17 protein-coding genes are annotated in these 18926 nt (G+C 73.5%); 14 read left to right on the top strand and 3 right to left on the bottom strand.

The window, feature by feature from the left end; all coding sequences use genetic code 11:
- Positions 1–57 precede the first annotated feature (57 nt).
- The 7 genes from V6U82_RS19165 (at position 58) to V6U82_RS19135 (ending at position 7043) form a co-directional block, all read left to right on the top strand.
- The gene (locus V6U82_RS19165) at positions 58–1164 is read left to right on the top strand and encodes an AAA family ATPase (protein WP_135241114.1); all 1107 of its coding nucleotides are present in this window, start codon (positions 58–60) and stop codon (positions 1162–1164) included.
- Positions 1143–2090: a DUF58 domain-containing protein gene (locus V6U82_RS19160; RefSeq protein ID WP_334463046.1), complete on the top strand. Its 948-nt coding sequence runs from the start codon at positions 1143–1145 to the stop codon at positions 2088–2090. Before V6U82_RS19165 ends, V6U82_RS19160 begins: the two co-directional genes overlap by 22 nt.
- Positions 2087–3037, top strand: coding sequence for a VWA domain-containing protein (locus tag V6U82_RS19155; RefSeq protein WP_128138314.1), 951 nt, complete (start codon positions 2087–2089; stop codon positions 3035–3037). Before V6U82_RS19160 ends, V6U82_RS19155 begins: the two co-directional genes overlap by 4 nt.
- A 557-nt stretch (positions 3038–3594) precedes the next feature.
- A complete protein-coding gene (fabG, locus tag V6U82_RS19150) occupies positions 3595–4350 on the top strand; it encodes a 3-oxoacyl-ACP reductase FabG (RefSeq protein ID WP_128138315.1) in 756 nt (251 codons plus the stop codon).
- Positions 4351–4373: 23 nt separating this feature from the next.
- Positions 4374–5141: an enoyl-ACP reductase FabI gene (gene fabI, locus V6U82_RS19145; RefSeq protein ID WP_128138316.1), complete on the top strand. Its 768-nt coding sequence runs from the start codon at positions 4374–4376 to the stop codon at positions 5139–5141.
- A gap of 57 nt (positions 5142–5198) precedes the next feature.
- Positions 5199–6230, top strand: a complete 1032-nt coding sequence (locus V6U82_RS19140) for a ferrochelatase (protein ID WP_128138317.1) — start codon at positions 5199–5201, stop codon at positions 6228–6230.
- 33 nt (positions 6231–6263) lie between these two features.
- Complete coding sequence (locus V6U82_RS19135) at positions 6264–7043, top strand: HAD-IIA family hydrolase (protein WP_091048117.1); 780 nt, start codon at positions 6264–6266, stop codon at positions 7041–7043.
- Between the two features lie 63 nt (positions 7044–7106).
- On the opposite strand, the gene V6U82_RS19130 is transcribed toward V6U82_RS19135, so the two are convergent.
- Positions 7107–7901, bottom strand: coding sequence for a hypothetical protein (locus tag V6U82_RS19130; protein WP_121685435.1), 795 nt, complete (start codon positions 7899–7901; stop codon positions 7107–7109).
- A 161-nt stretch (positions 7902–8062) separates the two neighbouring features.
- Between V6U82_RS19130 and V6U82_RS19125 the strand changes: the two genes are divergently transcribed.
- Positions 8063–8875: a DUF3097 domain-containing protein gene (locus tag V6U82_RS19125; protein ID WP_334463040.1), complete on the top strand. Its 813-nt coding sequence runs from the start codon at positions 8063–8065 to the stop codon at positions 8873–8875.
- A 375-nt stretch (positions 8876–9250) separates the two neighbouring features.
- On the opposite strand, the gene V6U82_RS19120 is transcribed toward V6U82_RS19125, so the two are convergent.
- Positions 9251–10561 carry a serine hydrolase domain-containing protein gene (locus V6U82_RS19120; RefSeq protein WP_334463038.1) on the bottom strand — a complete coding sequence of 437 codons (1311 nt, stop codon included), beginning with the start codon at positions 10559–10561 and terminating at the stop codon, positions 9251–9253.
- Positions 10562–10659: 98 nt separating this feature from the next.
- On the opposite strand from V6U82_RS19120, the gene V6U82_RS19115 reads away from it, so the two are divergent.
- The 5 genes from V6U82_RS19115 to V6U82_RS19095 all read left to right on the top strand — a co-directional run bounded on the left by V6U82_RS19115 (position 10660) and on the right by V6U82_RS19095 (position 16158).
- Positions 10660–11133 (top strand): NfeD family protein, encoded by a 474-nt coding sequence (locus V6U82_RS19115; RefSeq protein WP_128137354.1) that lies wholly within the window; start codon positions 10660–10662, stop codon positions 11131–11133.
- Between the two features lie 5 nt (positions 11134–11138).
- Positions 11139–12245, top strand: a complete 1107-nt coding sequence (locus tag V6U82_RS19110) for an SPFH domain-containing protein (RefSeq protein ID WP_334463036.1) — start codon at positions 11139–11141, stop codon at positions 12243–12245.
- 124 nt (positions 12246–12369) lie between these two features.
- Positions 12370–13173: a hypothetical protein gene (locus V6U82_RS19105; RefSeq protein WP_128137353.1), complete on the top strand. Its 804-nt coding sequence runs from the start codon at positions 12370–12372 to the stop codon at positions 13171–13173.
- A gap of 102 nt (positions 13174–13275) precedes the next feature.
- Complete coding sequence (locus V6U82_RS19100; protein WP_334463033.1) at positions 13276–15477, top strand: transglycosylase domain-containing protein; 2202 nt, start codon at positions 13276–13278, stop codon at positions 15475–15477.
- Between the two features lie 120 nt (positions 15478–15597).
- Positions 15598–16158 carry a dihydrofolate reductase family protein gene (locus V6U82_RS19095; protein ID WP_334463031.1) on the top strand — a complete coding sequence of 187 codons (561 nt, stop codon included), beginning with the start codon at positions 15598–15600 and terminating at the stop codon, positions 16156–16158.
- A gap of 3 nt (positions 16159–16161) precedes the next feature.
- On the opposite strand, the gene V6U82_RS19090 is transcribed toward V6U82_RS19095, so the two are convergent.
- Entirely contained in the window at positions 16162–17994 is a 1833-nt protein-coding gene (locus V6U82_RS19090; RefSeq protein WP_334463030.1) for a thiamine pyrophosphate-requiring protein, read from the bottom strand.
- A gap of 102 nt (positions 17995–18096) precedes the next feature.
- On the opposite strand from V6U82_RS19090, the gene V6U82_RS19085 reads away from it, so the two are divergent.
- Positions 18097–18909, top strand: a complete 813-nt coding sequence (locus tag V6U82_RS19085; protein WP_334463076.1) for a TrmH family RNA methyltransferase — start codon at positions 18097–18099, stop codon at positions 18907–18909.
- Positions 18910–18926 lie beyond the last annotated feature (17 nt).

The following is an 18926-nucleotide window of genomic DNA, read 5'->3' as shown; positions in this document are numbered from 1 at the left end:
GGCATGACAGTCTTGATACGCACCACGCCGCGACGACGACCCTGCTGTGGAGGACCGGTGGCCCAGCCGACCACACCCGACGTGCCGAACCCGACCGAGGCGGCGCCGGACGCGCCGCCCCCGGCGGGCACCACCCCGGCCCAGGACGCCACGCTGCTGGAGCGGGCGCTGTTCGAGACCAAGCGGGTGATCGTCGGCCAGGACCGGATGGTCGAGCGGATGTTCGTCGCGCTGCTGGCCCGGGGCCACTGCCTGCTGGAGGGCGTGCCGGGCGTGGCCAAGACGCTCGCCGTGGAGACGCTGGCCCGGGTCGTCGGCGGCTCGTTCGCCCGCGTCCAGTTCACCCCCGACCTGGTGCCCGCCGACATCATGGGCACCCGGATCTACCGGCAGTCCAGCGAGAAGTTCGACGTCGAGCTGGGCCCGGTCTTCGTCAACTTCCTGCTCGCCGACGAGATCAACCGCGCGCCGGCCAAGGTCCAGTCGGCGCTGCTGGAGGTGATGAGCGAGCGGCAGGTCTCCATCGGCGGCGAGAGTCACCGGGTGCCCGACCCGTTCCTGGTCATGGCCACCCAGAACCCGATCGAGCAGGAGGGCGTCTACCCGCTGCCGGAGGCGCAGCGGGACCGGTTCCTCATGAAGATCGTCGTGGGCTACCCGACGGACGCCGAGGAGCGGGAGATCGTCTACCGGATGGGCGTGGCCCCACCCGAGCCGGCCCGCGTGTTCGACACCCCGGACCTGGTCGCCCTCCAGCACAAGGCCGACCAGGTGTTCGTGCACAACGCGCTCGTCGACTACGCGGTCCGGCTGGTGCTCGCCACCCGGGCGCCGGCCGAGCACGGCATGCCCGACGTGGCCCAGCTCATCCAGTACGGCGCCAGCCCGCGCGCCTCGCTCGGCCTGGTCCGGGCCACCCGTGCGCTGGCGCTGCTGCGCGGCCGGGACTACGCGCTGCCGCAGGACGTGCAGGACATCGCGCCGGACATCCTGCGCCACCGGCTGGTGCTCAGCTACGACGCGCTCGCCGACGACGTACCGGCCGACCACATCGTGCACCGGGTGATGTCGACCATCCCGCTGCCCGCCGTCGCGCCCCGCCAGCAGGCCACACCACCGCCGCCGGCCGTGCCGCACAACGGGTGGCCCGGGCAGCGGCCGTGACCCCGCCCACCCCGCTGAGCGCCACCGGCGACCGCTCGGGGGCCGCGCTGGCCCGGCTCCAGCTCATGGTCACCCGCAAGCTGGACGGGCTGCTCCAGGGCGACTACGCCGGGCTGCTGCCCGGCCCGGGCAGCGAGGCGGGGGAGTCCCGGGAGTACCGGCCCGGCGACGACGTGCGCCGGATGGACTGGCCGGTCACCGCCCGCACCACGATGCCGCACGTGCGGCGTACGGTGGCCGACCGCGAACTGGAGACCTGGCTGGCCGTCGACATGTCGGCCAGCCTGGACTTCGGCACCGGGCGGTGGCTCAAGCGGGACGTGGCGGTGGCCGCGGTCGCCGCGCTGGCCCACCTCACCGTGCGGGGCGGCAACCGGATCGGCGCGGTGGTCGGCACCGGCGGGCCGGGCACGATGCTGCGGCTGCCCGCCCGCTCCGGCCGCAAGGAGGCCCAGGGGCTGCTGCGGGCGGTCGCCGGCGCCGAGATCCGGCCCGGCCGCAGCGACCTCGGCGCGCTCGTCGACATGCTCAACCGGCCGCCCCGGCGGCGCGGCGTGGCGGTGGTGATCTCGGACTTCCTCGCGCCGCCGCAGCAGTGGGGCCGGCCGCTGCGTAAGCTGCGGGTCCGCCACGACGTACTGGCCGTCGAGGTGGTCGATCCGCGGGAACTGGAACTGCCCGACGTGGGGGTGCTGCCGGTGGTGGACCCGGAGAGCGGTGAACTGCACGAGGTGCAGACCGCCGACCCGGGCCTGCGCCGCCGGTACGCCGAGGCGGCGGCCGCCCAGCGCGGGGCGATCGCCGCCGAACTGCGCGCCGCGGGCGCGGCCCACATGCGCCTGCGTACCGACCGAGACTGGCTGCTGGACATGGTGCGTTTCGTCGCCGCGCAGCGGCACGCCCGCACCCGAGGGACGACTCGATGATCCGTTTTCTGCAACCGTGGTGGCTGCTCGCCGTGCTGCCGGTGCTCGCCCTCGCCGCCGCGTACGTCTGGCGGCAACTGCACCGCCGGCAGTACGCGCTGCGGTTCACCAACGTCGACCTGCTGCGTACCGTCGCGCCCAAGGGACTGGGCTGGCGGCGGCACGTCGCGGCGACCGCGTTCCTGCTCTGCCTGCTGGTGCTGGCGACCGGGCTGGCCCGGCCGGCGATCGACACCCGCGAGCCGCTGGAACGGGCCACCGTGATGCTCGCCATCGACGTGTCGTTGTCGATGCAGGCCGACGACGTGTCGCCGAACCGCCTGGAGGCGGCGCAGGAGGCGGCCAAGCAGTTCGTCGGCGAGCTGCCGGAGAGCTACAACCTGGGGCTCGTCTCGTTCGCCAAGTCGGCGAACGTGCTGGTGCCGCCGACGAAGGACCGGGCCGCCGTCACCACCGCGATCGACGGGCTGGTGCTGGCCGAGGCGACAGCCACCGGCGAGGCGGTCTTCACCTGCCTGGAGGCGATCCGCTCGGTGCCGGCCGACGGTGCCGCCGGCATCCCGCCGGCCCGGATCGTGCTGCTGTCCGACGGCTACCGCACGTCGGGCCGCTCGGTCGAGGAGGCCGCCGCGGCGGCGCAGGCGGCGAACGTGCCGGTGTCCACCATCGCGTTCGGCACCGACTCGGGGCAGGTCGACATCGGCGGGCAGCTCCAGCGGGTGCCGGTGGACCGCACCGCGCTGTCCCAGCTCGCGGAGACCACGCAGGGATTCTTCTACGAGGCCGCGTCGGCCAGCGAGCTGAAGCAGGTCTACCAGGACATGGGCAGCTCGATCGGCTACCGGACCGAGCCGCGCGAGATCACCCAGTGGTACGCGGGGGTCGCGCTGCTGCTGGCGCTGTGCGCGGGCGGGCTGAGTCTGCTCTGGACGTCCCGGCTGGTCTGAGCCGGAACCGGCCGGCGGTGGTCAGTGACCGCCGCCGGCCAGCACGAACAGGACGGCCACCCAGACGGCGGCGAGGGTGAAGCCCAGCGGGGCGACGTAACGGCTCATGAGTGTGCTCCGTGGCGACGGTCGGCCGGTGCGGGCCGATGGGGGTCGGGGCGTACGCGCACGAAGTCGTGACCGGGTGCTCCGCCGCGCGGCAGGGCCACCCCCGGCAGGTGTCGCCGAAGAGCGGATGCGGTGCGGAGGGCGGGAAGCGGGTCAGCCGCGTCGACCGAGCCGTGGCTCAGCGGGGCTGACGGTGGGCCCGGCCACGACTGGGAGGATCGCTATCTCGCACAGCGATCACCTCCTGCGGTCGGCGGGGCCCGGAGCGGGCACGGAGCGGCCCGCAGACGCGATCATCGTACACCGGGGGTGTGGGTGTCGCGCGCGCGGCCGCCGGTCCCGCGGCCCCCGGATGGAGCGGCGCTGTGACCTGCGCGGGTTAGCGCTTACCTGTCGGTAACCCCTAGGCTCCGACCGACCGAGAGATCACTGGAACAAGAGGGGGATCCGTGGCCCGAACCGTGCTGGTGACCGGCGGGAACCGGGGGATCGGCCTGGCCATCGCGCAGGCGTTCGCCAAGCAGGGCGACCGGGTGGCCGTCACCTACCGCAGCGGCGGAGTCCCCGGTGCCGGCGCAGCCGAGCCGGGGTCTGGCGCAGGCGGAGCCGGCGGTCAGAACGGCCTGTTCGGTGTGCGGTGTGACGTGACCGACGCCGAGTCGGTCGACGCCGCGTTCACCGCGATCGAGGCCGAACTCGGCCCGGTGGAGGTGCTGGTCGCCAACGCCGGCATCACCGACGACACGCTGATCATGCGGATGTCCGAGGAGCAGTTCGCCCGCGTCCTCGACACCAACCTGACCGGCTCGTTCCGAGTCGCCAAGCGGGCCTCGACGAAGATGCTCCGCGGCCGCTGGGGGCGGATGATCTTCATTTCCTCGGTGGTCGGTCTCTCCGGCGGCGCGGGTCAGGTCAACTACGCGGCCAGCAAGGCCGGCCTGGTCGGCGTGGCCCGCTCCATCACCCGCGAGCTGGGCACCCGCAACATCACCGCGAACGTGGTGGCGCCCGGCTTCATCGACACCGACATGACCGCGGGCCTGCCCGAGGAGCGCAAGGCGGAGATCCGCAAGTCGATCCCGGCCGGCCGGATGGCCACCCCGGACGAGGTCGCGGGCGTCGTCACCTGGCTCGCCTCGGACGCGGCGGGATACGTCACGGGCGCCGTCATCCCGGTCGACGGCGGCCTCGGCATGGGTCACTGAGCAGAGCACGGAGGAGACACGCAATGTCCGGACTTCTCGCCGGTAAGCGGCTGCTGGTCACCGGCGTCATCACCGACGCGTCGATCGCCTTCTCGGTGGCGAAGCTCGCCCAGGAGAACGGCGCCCAGGTCGTGCTCACCGGCTACGGTCGGCTCTCCCTGGTGGAGCGGATCGCCAAGCGCCTGCCCGAGCCGGCGCCCGTGATCGAGCTGGACGTCAGCAACGAGGAACACCTGGCCGGGCTGGCCGACAAGGTACGCGAGCACGTCGACGGCCTGGACGGCGTCGTGCACTCGATCGGGTTCGCCCCGCAGAGCTGCCTCGGCGGCGGATTCCTCGACGCACCCTGGGCGGACGTGGCGACCGCGCTCCAGGTCTCCACCTACTCGTACAAGTCCCTCGCCATGGCCGCGCTGCCGCTGATGTCCGCCGGCGGCGCCGTGGTGGGCCTCACGTTCGACGCCACCAAGGCGTGGCCGGTCTACGACTGGATGGGCGTGGCCAAGGCCGGCCTGGAGTCCGCCTCCCGCTACCTGGCGCTGCACCTGGGCAAGCAGGGCATCCGCAGCAACCTCGTCGCGGCCGGCCCGCTGCGCACCATCGCGGCCAAGTCCATCCCCGGCTTCGACCAGTTCGAGGACGCCTGGACCGAGCGGGCCCCGCTGGGCTGGAGCCTCACCGACTCCGAGCCCGCCGCCCGGGCCTGCCTGGCGCTGCTGTCCGACTGGTTCCCGGCCACCACCGGCGAGATCGTCCACGTCGACGGCGGCTACCACGCCATCGGCGCCTGACACCCGGACCCGGGGTGGCCGCCGCGCCGCCCCGGGCCGCGAGGGACAATGGTCCCCATGGCGTACGACGCGTTGGTGCTGGTCTCCTTCGGTGGCCCGGAACGGCCCGAGGACGTTCTCCCGTTCCTGCAGAACGTGACCCGGGGGCGGGGGGTGCCGCCGGACCGGCTGGCCGAGGTCGCCGAGCACTACATGCACTTCGGCGGGGTGTCGCCGATCAACCAGCAGTGCCGTGACCTGCTCGCGGCGATCCGCGAGGACTTCGCCGCCAACGGCGTCGACCTGCCGGTCTACTGGGGCAACCGCAACTGGGATCCGATGCTCGCCGACACCGTCGCGCGGATGCGCGACGACGGGATCACCCGGGCGCTGGCGTTCGTCACCAGCGCGTACGGCGGCTACTCGTCCTGCCGGCAGTACCAGGAGGACATCGCCTCGGCCCGCGCCGCGGTCGGCCCGGACGCCCCGCTGATCGAGAAGCTGCGCCAGTTCTGGGACCACCCCGGCTTCGTCGAGCCGCACGCCGACGCGGTCCGTGCCGCGCTGGCGCAGCTCGACCCGGCGAAGCGGGACAGCACCCGGCTGGTCTTCACCGCGCACTCCGTCCCGATGTCCGCGGCGGCCACCGCCGGCCCGCACGGCGGGCGCTACACCGCCCAGCTCGAGGAGGTCGCCCGGCTGGTGCACGCCGCGGCCGCGCCCGACCTGGCGTACGACCTGGTGTGGCAGAGCCGGTCCGGGCCGCCGCAGGTGCCGTGGCTGGAGCCGGACGTCAACGACCACCTGGCCACGCTGCCCGAGCAGGGCGTGACGAGCGTGGTGGTCAGCCCGATCGGCTTCGTCTCCGACCACCTGGAGGTGGTGTGGGACCTGGACACCGAGGCGCTGGAGACGGCCAAGCAGCTCGGCCTGGACTTCGTCCGCGCCGGCACGCCGGGTGTCGACCCGCGGTTCGTGGCGATGGTCCGCGAACTGGTCGGAGAGCGCACCACCCCGGACGGGGAGCGGCTGCGCCGCCGCCTCGGCGAACTGCCGGCCTGGGACACCTGCCCGGCGTTGTGCTGCGTGCCCCCGGCCCGCCGGCCGTGAGCCCGAACCGACGACACCCCTGGGGACGACACGATGCTTGACCGCAAGCCGGTGCAGAGCTGGCTCACCGACATGGACGGCGTGCTGGTGCACGAGGGGCAGCCGGTGCCCGGCGCCCCGGAGTTCGTCAAGAAGCTGCGTGCCTCCGGCAAGCCGTTCCTGGTGCTGACGAACAACTCGATCTACACCCCGCGCGACCTCCAGGCCCGGCTGGCCCGGATGGGGCTGGACGTGCCCGAGGAGGCGATCTGGTCCTCGGCGCTGGCCACCGCGCAGTTCCTGGCCGACCAGCGGCCGGGCGGCACCGCGTACGTGATCGGTGAGGCCGGCCTGACCACGGCGCTGCACGCGGTGGGGTACGTGCTCAGCGACTTCGCCCCGGACTACGTGGTGCTGGGGGAGACGCGCACCTACAGCTTCGAGGCGATAACCAAGGCGATCCGGCTGATCAACGACGGCGCCCGGTTCATCTGCACCAACCCCGACGCCACCGGCCCGTCGATGGAGGGCGCGTTGCCGGCGGCCGGCTCGGTGGCGGCGATGATCTCGAAGGCAACCGGGGTCGACCCGTACTTCGTCGGCAAGCCCAACCCGATGATGATGCGCTCGGCGCTGAACACCATCGACGCGCACTCCGAGTCGACCGCGATGATCGGCGACCGGATGGACACCGACATCCTGTGCGGCCTGGAGGCCGGGCTGGAGACGATCCTGGTGCTCACCGGCATCAGCAGCCGGACCGAGGCGGAACGGTACCCGTACCGGCCGTCGCGGATCGTCGACTCGGTGGCCGACCTGATCGACGAGGTCTGAGCGCGAACTCTCCTGCGGCTCCGGCCGCTGCTCGCCCGGCGGCTGTCGGTGGCGCTTGCGGAGCTAGAGCCGCAGCGGCGCGTTGCAGGCGGCCACCAGGGCCTGTCGGCACGCGGTGGTGAGCGGTCGCAGCGCCGCGTCCCGCTGCTGCGCCTCGTAGGTGTTCACCGCGCCGCCGGGCGCGCTCTCCCCGGCCAGCGCGAGCACCCGGTCCAGCACCGCCGCGCGGGCGAACAGGCGGCGGGCCCGCGGGTCGAAGCCGGGCGGCAGGTCGGTGGCGCCGTCCGGGCGGCGGAGCGCGGCGAGCGCGCCGGCCAGCTCGGGGCGCCACTGCGCGACGTCCAGCCGGGTCAGCGTCGCGGTGGTCTCGGCCAGCACGGCGGCCAGTTCGGCCTCGGCCTCCGCCGCGCCCGGCGTGGCGAGCGACGCCTTCGGCGCGTCCGCCGGCAGCGGATGGACCCGCCAGAGCACCGTCTCCCACGTCATCCCCGAGCCGGAGGTGTGCGTACGGACCTCGGGCACCAGCCCCATCCCGCTCGCCACCACCGCTTCGCCCGCCACCAGCGCCGCCCCGGCGAACGCGCCCGGACCGGGCAGGCCCCGCGGGTCGCCGGGCGCGGGCAGCACCAGGCGGATGTCGTCGGGTGAATGCTTGGCGAGGCTGGGCAGCGCCTCCCGCAGCGACACGTCGGTCCAGGTGCCGGGGGCGTCGGCGACGAGGTGCTCCTCGTCGCCGGCGACGGCGTCGGCCACCTCGTCGAACGGCACCAGGCCGGCTCGCCAGGCACGCACCCAGGCGACGAACCGGCTCGACCGGCGCGGAGCCAGCGTGGCCGCGCCCGTTGCGGGGGAGGACATGCGGAAAGGGTACGTGCTCCGCGCCGCTGCTGTCTCGGCTGCCGCTCCGGCGGCGCGACCTGGCCCCAACTACCCCCTTCGCACCGTTTCGTGCCGACGGATGACGGCCCGGTCGGCGCGTCGCCGAGCGACACGCCGGGACGCTGGTTAGCGTCTGCGGCATGGCGGGGCGATACGACGGGGACGTGCTGGCCGGCGACTGGCGGCGACGGAAGGTGACCCCCGAGGTCGACGCCGAACCCGACCTGGTGGTCGAGGACGCCGACTCCGGGTTCTGCGGCGCCGTGGTCGGCTTCGACTCCGGCGCGGTGGTGCTGGAGGACCGGCACGGGCGGCGGCGCAACTTCCCGCTTCTGCCCGCCGCGTTCCTGCTGGACGGCAAGCCGGTCACGCTGCGGCGGCCCGCCCGCGCACCGGTGCCGGCCGCGCGCCGGCGTACCGCGTCCGGCTCGATCGCTGTGGACGGCGTACGGGCGCAGGTCGCCAAGGCCAGCCGGATCTGGGTCGAGGGCGTGCACGACGCCGCGCTGGTCGAGCGGATCTGGGGCGACGACCTGCGCATCGAGGGCGTCGTGGTGGAACCGCTGGACGGCATCGACGCGCTCGCCGACGAGGTACAAGCGTTCGCGCCCGGCCCGTCCCGCCGCCTCGGCGTGCTCGTCGACCACCTCGTGCCCGGCTCGAAGGAGAGCCGCATCGTGGCCCGGGTCAACTCGCCGCACGTGCTGGTCACCGGGCACCCGTACGTCGACGTGTGGCAGGCGGTACGCCCGGCGGCGCTCGGCATCGCGGCGTGGCCGGTGGTGCCACCGGGGCAGCCCTGGAAGGAGGGCGTCTGCGCGGCGCTCGGGGTGGCCGAGCCGGCGGACATGTGGCGGCACATCCTGTCCCGGGTGGACAGCTTCGCCGACGTGGAGACGCCGCTGATCAACGCGATGGAGCGCCTGATCGACTTCGTGACCGAGCCTGTCTGACTGTGGTTTCGGTGGGGGCCGGGGGCGACCGCGCCCGGCTCCGGGCGGTCAGGCTCGATCCCTGCGCCGGTCACGGTCGCCCCCGGCCCCGCCGTGCGCCAGCTCCGCCCGCCTCGGACCTCCTCCCCGCCCCGGCCCCGTCTCGGACTTCCTTCCGGGTCCTGTCCTGGCGCCCCTCGAGCCCTCGCCACCTTGATCAAGGAGTTTGTGGGTGTATTGGAGATCAACACCTACGCAAACTCCTTGATCACGGGGGTGAGCGGTGCGGGTGTGCGTGGATCATGGAGTTGTGGTCCCTGCGGATCGGGCATAGCGGGGCGGAATGAGGGCCGCAAGTGCAAGATCGGCGGGGCGGGGGGAAGGGCGGGGCGGGGGTTAGGGGATTTCGTCGGGGGAGCGGGTCAGGACGAAGGTGGCTATGTCGAGGGCTACCGGGGTGCCGGATTCGTCGCGGAGGACGGTGAGGATCTCGCCGTCCTGGGAGCCGGATCGGCCCCGCCACCGGTCCGGTCCCTCGGGAGTGAACCGGAGCAGCGGCTTGCCCGCCAGGCCGCCGACCAGGTCACCGGCGGCGTCGACGCGGAACTCGTACTCGCCGCCCATCCACCACCAGCGGCCGGTCAGCGCGGCCACGTCGGCGGCGGGCGGCCCGGCCGGGCGCCAGGGGGCGGGCGCGGCCGGTTCGGCGTCCAGCACCAGCGTGAGCGCCTCCCGGCCGAGCGCGCCGATGTGGTGGCCGCGCAGCCCGTACGAGTTGGCGAAGTTGACCACGGCGGTGCGGGTGGGCCGGTGCACGGCCAGGCCGGCGACGTACCCGGGCATGGAGCCGCCGTGCCCGACGTACACCCGGTCGCCGACCCGGTAGAGCTCGATTCCGAGGCCGTGGCCGCCGGTCCACGAGTCCAGGTCGTTGATCACCACGGGGGCGCACATCTCGGTGAGTGTGGCGGGGGAGAGCACCGCCGGGTCCGGGTCGGCCAGGAACGCCGCCCAGCGGCCCAGGTCCTCGACCGTCGACCAGAGCTGCCCGGCCGGGGCCATCGCGCCGGTGTCGGTACGCGGCTCCTCCCGCAGCGTCTCGTGCCAGGGGTGGACCACGTAGCCGGGGGCGTACGGCTCGGTGGGGTGGTACGTGGTGCGGCGCATGCCCAGCGGCGCCAGCAGCCGCTCGGTAAGCAGGTCCGCCCACGGTGTGCCGGTGATCCGTTCCAGCACGCCGCCGAGCAGCCCGTACGCCAGGTTCGAGTAGTGGTAGACGAAGTGCGGCGGGTGGGCGATCTTGTCCGGGGTCAGCCCGGCCAGCAGGGTGTCCAGGTCGACGCCCTCGGCCCGTTCCCACCACTCGCCGTCCGGCTCGCGTTGCAGGCCGCTGACGTGGCCGAGCAGCCGGCGCACGGTCACCGAGCCGACCGGGGTGCCGGGCAGGTGCGCGTCCAGCGGGTCGTCCAGCGCGAGCCGTCCGGCGTCGCGCTGCTGCATCACCAGCACCGCGGTCATGGTCTTGGTGATCGAGCCGACCCGGTACTGGAGGTCGCCGTCGGGGCGGGGGGTCTCGCCGGCGCCCGCCAGGTGCGCCAGGTGACCGTCCCGGATCACGCCGAGCGCGAGCGAGGGGCCTCGTCCCTCGGCCTGGGCCCGGGCGACCAGCAGGTCCACCTGACGCGCGGTCTCGGGCAGCAGGGGCATGTCGTCCTCCTCGTCGGCCGGCGGCGCGGTACGCCGTGCCGAGCCTAGCGATCATGACAGTTCGATGACACGTGCGTCGACGTGTCAGGATTGGTCTCGTGGACGCCGTGTTCTGGATCGTTCTGGGTGTGGTATTAGCGGTCGCCGAGATCTTCACGACGACGCTCTTCCTGATCATGTTCGGGGTCGGGGCGTTCGCCGCCGCCGGCGCCGCGGCGCTCGGTGCGCCGGTGGCGCTCCAGGCGGTGATCTTCGCGGTGGTGTCGGCGCTGTCGGTGGCGGTGGTCCGTCCGGTGGTCCGGCGGCACGCCCGGCCGTCGCTGGAGACCGGGGAGCAGCCGTTCGGGGTCGAGGCGCTGGAGGGGGCCACCGCTGTGGTCCTGGAGCCGGTCGACGCCGACCGGGGCATGGTCAAGATCGATGGTGAGCTGTGGACGGCCCGCTCGTACGACGCGACGCGCACGTACGCCGAGGGTGAGCGGGTGCAGGTGATAAAGGTCCGGGGCGCGACCGCCCTGGTATGGCAGGACGACATTTCCACCCCGGGCGAGCTGCCCGAAGCGAAAAGGTGAACGGTATGGAGTTTCTGGCGATCCTGATGATCGCGGTGGCGTTGATCGGTGTGGTGACGCTGTTCAAGGCGGTGCGGATCGTGCCGCAGCAGCGTCAGGACGTGGTGGAGCGGCTCGGCCGGTACAAGCGGACGCTGAACCCGGGCCTCAACCTGCTGGTGCCGTTCGTCGACGCGGTGCGCACCAAGGTCGACATGCGCGAGCAGGTGGTCAGCTTCCCGCCCCAGCCGGTGATCACCTCCGACAACCTGGTCGTCTCGATCGACACGGTCCTCTACTTCAAGGTGGTCGACTCGGTTCGGGCCACCTACGAGATCTCGAACTTCCTCCAGGCCATCGAGCAGCTCACCGTCACCACGCTGCGTAACGTGATCGGCTCGCTGGACCTGGAGCGCGCGCTGACCAGCCGCGAGGAGATCAACCGGCACCTGTCCGGCGTGCTGGACGAGACGACCGGCCGCTGGGGCATCAAGGTGACCCGGGTCGAGATCAAGGCGATCGAGCCGCCGCCGAGCATCCGCGACTCGATGGAGAAGCAGATGCGCGCCGAGCGGGACCGCCGCGCCGCGATCCTCAACGCCGAGGGGCACAAGCAGTCGCAGATCCTCACCGCCGAGGGTGAGAAGCAGGCCGCGGTGCTGCGCGCCGACGGTGACCGGCAGGCCCGGATCCTCCAGGCGGAGGGCCAGGCGAAGGCGATTCGCACCGTCTTCGACGCGATCCACACCGCCAACCCGAGCCAGAAGGTGCTGGCGTACCAGTACCTCCAGGCGCTGCCGCAGATCGCCAACGGCACTGCGAACAAGGTCTGGATCGTCCCGACCGAGCTGACCAAGGCCCTGGAGGGCATGGGCGGCGCGCTGGGCGGGCTGGCCAACATGGCCGGTGACGTGCCGTCGCCGGAGGCCGCCAAGAGCGCCGGCGAGGTCGAGCGGGAGGCCGCCGAGGCCGCCCAGGCCGCGGCCACCGCGGCCCAGGAGATCCACAACGAGGTACGCGTGGCCGAGGCGCAGGCCACCGGCGGCAACGCGCCGAAGGGCCTTCCGGCACCGGAGCCGGTGGACCCGGCCAGCCTGGTGAACGACCCGGCGGACCAGCGCGAGCGGGGCTGACCGGCAAATCCGAGAATCCCTCATACGGCGCTCCGGCGGCTGCCACCATCGGTTTCAGGACGGGTGGTGAGCAGGGCCGGAGCGCCGTAGCGCGTCCCGGGCCATGGCGCGAACGAGGTGACGTATGAAGGACCCGGCGAACCGGCTGTTCTCCCGTACCCCGGTCCCCGGCGCGCACGACCCCGCCGGGCCGATCGGCTCCCGGCGTACCGGAGGGGGCTTCGGGGTCCTGCCGTTCGTCTCCGAACCCGGCCCGGGGGCGCCGGCCACCGACGCGACCTGGGCCTGGTCGATCCGCCGGTTCGCCCGCGCGGCGGTCTGGCTGCTGCCGGCGTACGCGGTCCTCTACGGCCTGGTGGCGATGGCCAGCGACGGTGGCGTGGGCAACGACCCGTACCCGGCCGACGGACGGCCGCTCTACCTGGTCGGCTGGGTCGCGGCGGTGTGGCTCGGCCTGCTCGCCCTGCTCGCGCTCACCGGGCTGCTCGCCGCCACCCGCTGCCGCCGCGTCGCGCTGGCCGGGCTGCTGGCGAGCATCGGCGGGATGGTGCTGATGCTGCCGTTCGCCGGGCTGGCCGAGCAGACGCCGGTGTTCGGCGTGACCGCACGCGGCATCGTGCTGTTCGGCGCCACCCTCTACAGCGTGGGCTGGTTCCTGACCGGCTGGTCGGTCGCCCGGTCCGGGATGTTCTCCTACGGCGACGGGACGATGCTGATGATCGCCGCCCCGCTGCTCGGGCTCGGTGGCGCGCTGATCGGCTCGCTCCAGACGTTCGGCGCGATCTTCGTCCTGGTCGCCGGCATCGGCATCGGCTACCGCAGCGGTCGCCTGGTGCCCGAGACGATCGCCCGGGACGCCGCAGCGGCCAGCGTCGCCGCCGCACCGGTGCCGCCCGCGTCACCGAAGGGCCCGCTCGGCGCCGGATGACCGGTTCGTCCGGGGGCCGCGAGCTGAACGGTTGCCGTGAGGTAACTGACAGTTGCCTGGTGGGGTGGCCGGTAGGCGGCTTTCGTGGCAATCCTTGCGTCCATGCCGTCTCCCAGGTCGCCGCTGTCGCGGCTGTTCACCGTGCTGCTGGCCGGCCTGCTCGCCGGGCTCGTCCTCGCGGTCGCCGCGCTTCCGGGCGGGCTGCTCGGCGGGTTCGCCGCCCGGGCGGCGCTCGGCGCGTACGCGGACATGCCCGACGCGCTGCGCACCCCGGTGCAGCCACAGCGTTCCTACCTCTACGCCAACGACGGCAAGACGCTGATCACCACGTTCTACGACGTGAACCGCACCGACGTGTCGCTGGACGAGATCGCCCCGGTGATGCGGCAGGCGATCATCGCGGCCGAGGACCGGCGGTTCTACTCGCACGGCGGCGCGGACCTGCGCGGCATCGCCCGCGCGCTGGTGGCGAACGTCAAGGGCGGCGGCACCGAGCAGGGCGGCTCCACGCTGACCATGCAGTACGTCCGCAACGTGCTCAAGACCGACCCGAACCGCACCCCGGAGGAGCGGCAGGCCGCCACCGAGCAGACAGTCGGGCGCAAGCTCCAGGAGATCCGGTACGCCAACGCCCTGGAGCAGTCGCTGTCCAAGGACGAGATCCTCAACCGCTACCTCAACATCGCGTACTTCGGCTCCGGCGCGTACGGCGTCGCCGCCGCGAGCCAGCGCTACTTCGGCAAGGCCCCGGCCGACCTGACGCTGGGCGAGGCGTCGCTGCTCGCCGGCCTGGTGCAGTCGCCCGACGCGTACAGCCCGATCGACGGCGACAAGGACCAGGCGCTGGCCCGGCGCGGGTACGTGCTCGACGCGATGGCCGAGACCGGCGCGATCACCGCGCAGCAGGCCGCCGCCGCGAAGGCCGAGCCGCTGACGCTGCGCCCGACCGCCCAGCCCAACGGCTGCACCGCCACCGCCCAGGGCCACGACGACTGGGGCTTCTTCTGCGACTACCTGCGCCGCTGGTGGCTCACCCAGCCGGCCTTCGGCAGCACGCCCGAGGAGCGGGAGCAGGCGCTGCGCCGGGGCGGCTACCGCGTCGTCACCACGCTGGACCCGAAGATCCAGCAGACCGCGCAGGAGCAGGCCACCAAGGTCTACGGGTACGGCAACAAGCGGGCGCTGCCGATCGCGGCGGTCGAGCCCGGCACCGGCCGGGTGCTCGCCATGGCGGTGAACCGGCACTACAGCCTCGACGCCAACCCGGACGGGCAGGCCAACCACCCGAACACGGTCAACCCGCTGATCTCCGGCGGCGCCAGCGTCGACGGCTACCAGGCCGGCTCGACGTTCAAGATGTTCACCATGCTGGCCGCGCTGGAGGCCGGCAAGCCGCTGTCCACCGGCTTCGACGCCCCCAGCCGGCTGCCCACCCGGTACGCCTCGGACGACGAGGGCAACTGCGACGGCACGTGGTGCCCGGCGAACGCCAACCCGCAGTGGATGGACGGCTACCGGATGATGTGGGACGGCTTCGGCCGCTCCGTGAACACGTACTTCGTCTGGCTGGCCGAGCAGGTCGGCGAGGACAAGGTGGTGGAGATGGCGCAGCGGCTCGGCATCACCTTCCGGGCCGACTCCGACGCCGCGTTCGCCCGCGACAACGCCGCGAACTGGGGCGCGTTCACGCTCGGCGTCGCAGCCACCACCCCGCTGGACCTGGCCAACGCGTACGCCACGGTGGCCGCCGAGGGCACGTACTGCACGCCGCTGCCGGTGGTCTCGGTGACCGCGCCCGACGGCGACGCCGTCGACGTGGCGCAGCCGTCCTGCAAGCGGGTGCTCGAACCGGACGTGGCCCGCGCCGCCACCGACGCGGCCCGGTGCCCGGTCGGCCAGCAGTCCGCGTTCGGGCAGTGCAACGGGGGCACCGCCACCGCCGTCGACTCGATCGTCGGCCGTCCGGTGGCCGGCAAGACCGGCAGCTCGGAGCGCAACGCCACCGAGACGTTCGTCGGGTACACCCCGCAGGTCGCGGTGGCCGGCATCGCCGCCAACCCGGACGACGCCACCGACCTGGTCGGCTCCGCCGTGCAGGCGAAGGTGATCGACGCGGTGGCCCGGACCATCAAGACGGCGCTCACCGGCAAGCCGGTGGCCGACTTCACCGCGCCGAGCCGGGCGCTGGTCGGCGACCCGCAGCGCCCGCAGCCGCCCCGCCGGACCGAGCCGGACCGCCGCGAACAGCGCGACGACAGCGAGCTGCCCTCCGACGTGCTGCGCTGGCTGCGCGAACGCGGATAAGGGCCGCACCGGTCGAGCCGGAGATCGACGCCGCCGGGTTGTCGGATCCGCCCGGCCGGCTCCGACCCACCGGCGAGCGCGCCCGTTCCGGGGGCGCCGTGCGACGCGGAGGAACACATCATGGGCACTGTCGTCTACGGGGTGCACACGTCGGTCGACGGTTTCATCGAGGGGCCGAACGGTGAGTTCGACTGGCCGGAGATGGGGGAGGAGCTGTCGGCGTACTCGATCGGGCTGGCCGAGCGGGCCGCCGCCTTCGTCTACGGGCGGCGGGTGTGGGAGATGATGTCCTCCTACTGGCCCCAGGTCGAGTCGATCTCCGACCACCCGCACGACCTGGCGTTCGCGCCGATCTGGCGGCGTACCCCGAAGATCGTGGTCTCGCGGACGCTCGCCGAGGCCTCCCACGGCGCCGTGGTGGTCGGCGGCGGCGACCTGGCGAAGGAGTTCGCCGCGGTCCGCGAGCGGTTCCCCGGCGACCTGCTGGTCACCGGCGGCACCGGCGCGGCGACGGCGCTGGCCGCGCTCGGGCTCGTCGACACCTACGAGGTGATCGTGCACCCGGTGGTGCTCGGCGGCGGGCGGCAGGTGCTGCCCGACCTGGCCCGCCAGAGCCTGCGACTGGTCGAGACGCGCACGTTCGACGGCCGGTCGGTGCTGCTGCGCTACGCGCGGGCCTGACGGTCAGCGGCCCCGGCGGCGGGGCCGGTACGTGGCGAGCGCGGCCGGTACGCCGCGCCGCACGATGCCGGCCCGATCGCTGTCCCCGCGCAGCACCGCCGCGGCGGTCTTGCGGGCCTGCTCGACGGTGAAGTGCGGCGGCAGCATCAGCTCGGCCGGGTCCACCACCGCGTTGACCACCACCGGGCGGTCCGCGTCGAGCACCCGCTGCCACAGCCCGTCCACCCGGGCGGGGGAGTCGACCAGCTCACCGCCGAGGCCCAGCACCTCCGCCCACCTGTGGTACGCCACGTCCGGCAGGTCCTGGCTGTCCGGGAACATCGGCGTGCCCTCGCCGGAGCGCTGTTCCCAGCTGACGAACGCGAGATCCCGGTTGTTGAGCACCAGCACCACGAACCGGGGGTCGGCCCACTCCCGCCAGTACTTCGCCACCGTGATCAGCTCGTTGACGCCGTTCATCTGCATCGCCCCGTCGCCGAGCAGCGCGATCACCGGGCGGTCCGGGTGGGCGAACTTCGCCGCCAGCGCGTACGGCATCCCGCCGCCCATGGACAGCAGCGTGCCGGAGAGGCTCGCCAGCATGCCGGGGCGGACCCGCACGTGCCGGGCGTACCAGGCGGTCGCGGTGCCGCAGTCCACGGCGAGCATGGCGTCCTCGGGCAGCGCGTCGTCGAGCGTGGCGAACAGCGACTGCGGGTTGACCGGGTCGGCGGGCTGGGCGGCGACCTCGCGTTGGGAGGCCCGCCACTTGCCGGTGGCGTCGGCGAGGGTGGCCCGCCAGGCGGTCGGGCCGGGCCCCGGGCCCAGCTCCGTGAGCAGGGCGCGCAGCGTCGGCCCGGCGTCGCCGGTCAGGTTCACCTCGGTCGGGTAGCGCAACCCCATCCGGGTGCCGTCGATGTCGATCTGCACCGCCCGGGCCTGGCCCTCCGGCGGATAGAACTCCGAGTACGGCATCTGGCTGCCGACGATCAGCAGCCGGTCGCACTCGCGCATGAGCTGCCAGCTCGGGCGGCTGCCGAGCAGGCCGATCGCGCCCGTCACCCAGGGCTGCCGGTGGTCGACGGCGGTGAAGCCGAGCAGCGCGGTGGCGACCCCGGCGCCGAGCCGGTCGGCGATCCGGCGTACCTCGTCCTCGGCGCCGAGCGCGCCCTGCCCGACCAGCATCGCCACCCGCTCGCCGCCGCGCAGCACCTCGGCGGCGCGGCGCACGTCGGCCTCCGGCGGCACTGTCGGCGTGCTGCTCGGCACCGCGCTGGTGTGGTAGTAGCCGTGTGCGTGCGGCGGGTGCGGCACCGCCGGCAGGTCCTGCACGTCGGAGGGGAGGACCAGGGCGGTCACCGTACGCCGGGCCAGCGCGGTGCGGCAGGCGCGGTCCACCAGGTGCCGGGCCTGCGACGGGTCGTCGAGCTGGGCCAGGAAGGCCGAGGCGACGTCCTTGTAGAGCGAGAGCAGGTCCACCTCCTGGTAGTAGCCGCCGCCCTCGGCGGGCAGCGCGGTGTGCCCGAGCAGCGCCACCACCGGCTGGTGGTCGAGCTTCGCGTCGTACAGGCCGTTGAGGGCGTGGATCGCGCCCGGACCGCTGGTCACCACCACGCACCCGAGCGGTCCGCCGCCGTACTTGACGTGCGCACCGGCCGCGAAACCGGCGGTCTCCTCGTGCCGGACCTGGACGAACCGGGCACGGCCCTCGGCGCGTTGCAGCGCCGAGGTCATGCCGTTGATCCCGTCGCCCGGGTAGCCGTAGTAGCGGTGCACGCCCCATTCGGCGAGCCGGGCCACCAGGTAGTCGGCGACTGTGGCGTCGCGGGGGAGGTTGCCGTCGTGATCCGCGCCCATCGTGGTCCCTCCGTCGCCGTCGGCCTTCCGGCTCCGTTCCCCGCCCGGAACGACGGAAACCCGGCCCGCGCCGGAGCGGCCGGGCGGGCCGGGCAGAATCGCCTGGTGCCCGTCCACGAGATCACCGACCCCGACGACGACCGGATCGCCGACTACCGCGCGCTCACCGACGTGGAGCTGCGTACCCGCTGGGAACCGCCGCACGGGCTGTTCATCGCCGAGGGGGAGCTGGTGCTGCGGCGGGCGCTGCGGGCCGGCTACCCGGCCCGGTCGTACCTGGTCGACGCCAAGCGGGTGGACCAGCTCGCCGACCTGGACACCGGTGACGCGCCGGTGTACGCGGCCACGCCGGACGTGCTCCAGCGCGCCACCGGCTTCCACGTGCACCGGGGTGTGCTCGCGTCGTTCCACCGCAAGCCGCTGCCGTCCGCCGACGAGGTGCTGGCCGCCGCCCGGCGGGTGGTGGTCCTGGAGGACGTCAACAACCACACGAACCTGGGCGCGATCTTCCGGGGCGCCGCAGCGCTCGGCGTCGACGCGGTGCTGCTGTCCCCTACCTGCGCCGACCCGCTCTACCGGCGCAGCGTACGGGTCAGCATGGGCGAGGTGTTCGCGGTGCCGTACGCCAAGCTGGACCGCTGGCCCGAGGGGCTGGACCAGGTCCGGGCGGCCGGTTTCACCGTGCTCGCGATGACGCCCGCGCCTGATGCCGTACCGATGCAGCGGCTGACCCCGGCGCAGCGGGAGCGGGCGGCGTTGCTGCTCGGGGCGGAGGGGCCGGGGCTGACCGCGGCGGCGCAGGCGGCCAGCGACGTGCGGGTGGTGATCCCGATGCGGCGCGGCGTGGACTCGCTGAACGTGGCCGCGGCGGCGGCGGTGGCGTTCTGGGAGCTGGGGCGGGAAGACGCGCTCTGAGGACCGGGTTGCATGAC

The sequence above is a fragment of the Micromonospora sp. CPCC 205554 genome (genome assembly GCF_036902745.1).
GTDB classification, from domain to species: Bacteria; Actinomycetota; Actinomycetes; order Mycobacteriales; family Micromonosporaceae; genus Micromonospora; species Micromonospora tulbaghiae.
The sequence above is the reverse complement of the archived record's forward strand: the minus strand, read 5'-3'. Positions and strand labels throughout refer to the sequence as shown.

Excerpts from the sequence above, each read along its gene's own strand:
- V6U82_RS19155 (WP_128138314.1), top strand. The coding sequence starts at position 2,087 with ATGATCCGTTTTCTGCAACCGTGGTGGCTGCTCGCCGTGCTGCCGGTG.
- V6U82_RS19100 (WP_334463033.1), top strand. The coding sequence starts at position 13,276 with ATGCCGTCTCCCAGGTCGCCGCTGTCGCGGCTGTTCACCGTGCTGCTG.
- V6U82_RS19095 (WP_334463031.1), top strand. The coding sequence starts at position 15,598 with ATGGGCACTGTCGTCTACGGGGTGCACACGTCGGTCGACGGTTTCATC.
- fabI (WP_128138316.1), top strand. The coding sequence starts at position 4,374 with ATGTCCGGACTTCTCGCCGGTAAGCGGCTGCTGGTCACCGGCGTCATC.
- V6U82_RS19090 (WP_334463030.1), bottom strand. The coding sequence starts at position 17,994 with ATGGGCGCGGATCACGACGGCAACCTCCCCCGCGACGCCACAGTCGCC.
- V6U82_RS19130 (WP_121685435.1), bottom strand. The coding sequence starts at position 7,901 with ATGTCCTCCCCCGCAACGGGCGCGGCCACGCTGGCTCCGCGCCGGTCG.
- V6U82_RS19120 (WP_334463038.1), bottom strand. The coding sequence starts at position 10,561 with ATGCCCCTGCTGCCCGAGACCGCGCGTCAGGTGGACCTGCTGGTCGCC.
- V6U82_RS19125 (WP_334463040.1), top strand. The coding sequence starts at position 8,063 with ATGGCGGGGCGATACGACGGGGACGTGCTGGCCGGCGACTGGCGGCGA.
- V6U82_RS19105 (WP_128137353.1), top strand. The coding sequence starts at position 12,370 with ATGAAGGACCCGGCGAACCGGCTGTTCTCCCGTACCCCGGTCCCCGGC.
- V6U82_RS19110 (WP_334463036.1), top strand. The coding sequence starts at position 11,139 with ATGGAGTTTCTGGCGATCCTGATGATCGCGGTGGCGTTGATCGGTGTG.
- V6U82_RS19135 (WP_091048117.1), top strand. The coding sequence starts at position 6,264 with ATGCTTGACCGCAAGCCGGTGCAGAGCTGGCTCACCGACATGGACGGC.
- V6U82_RS19140 (WP_128138317.1), top strand. The coding sequence starts at position 5,199 with ATGGCGTACGACGCGTTGGTGCTGGTCTCCTTCGGTGGCCCGGAACGG.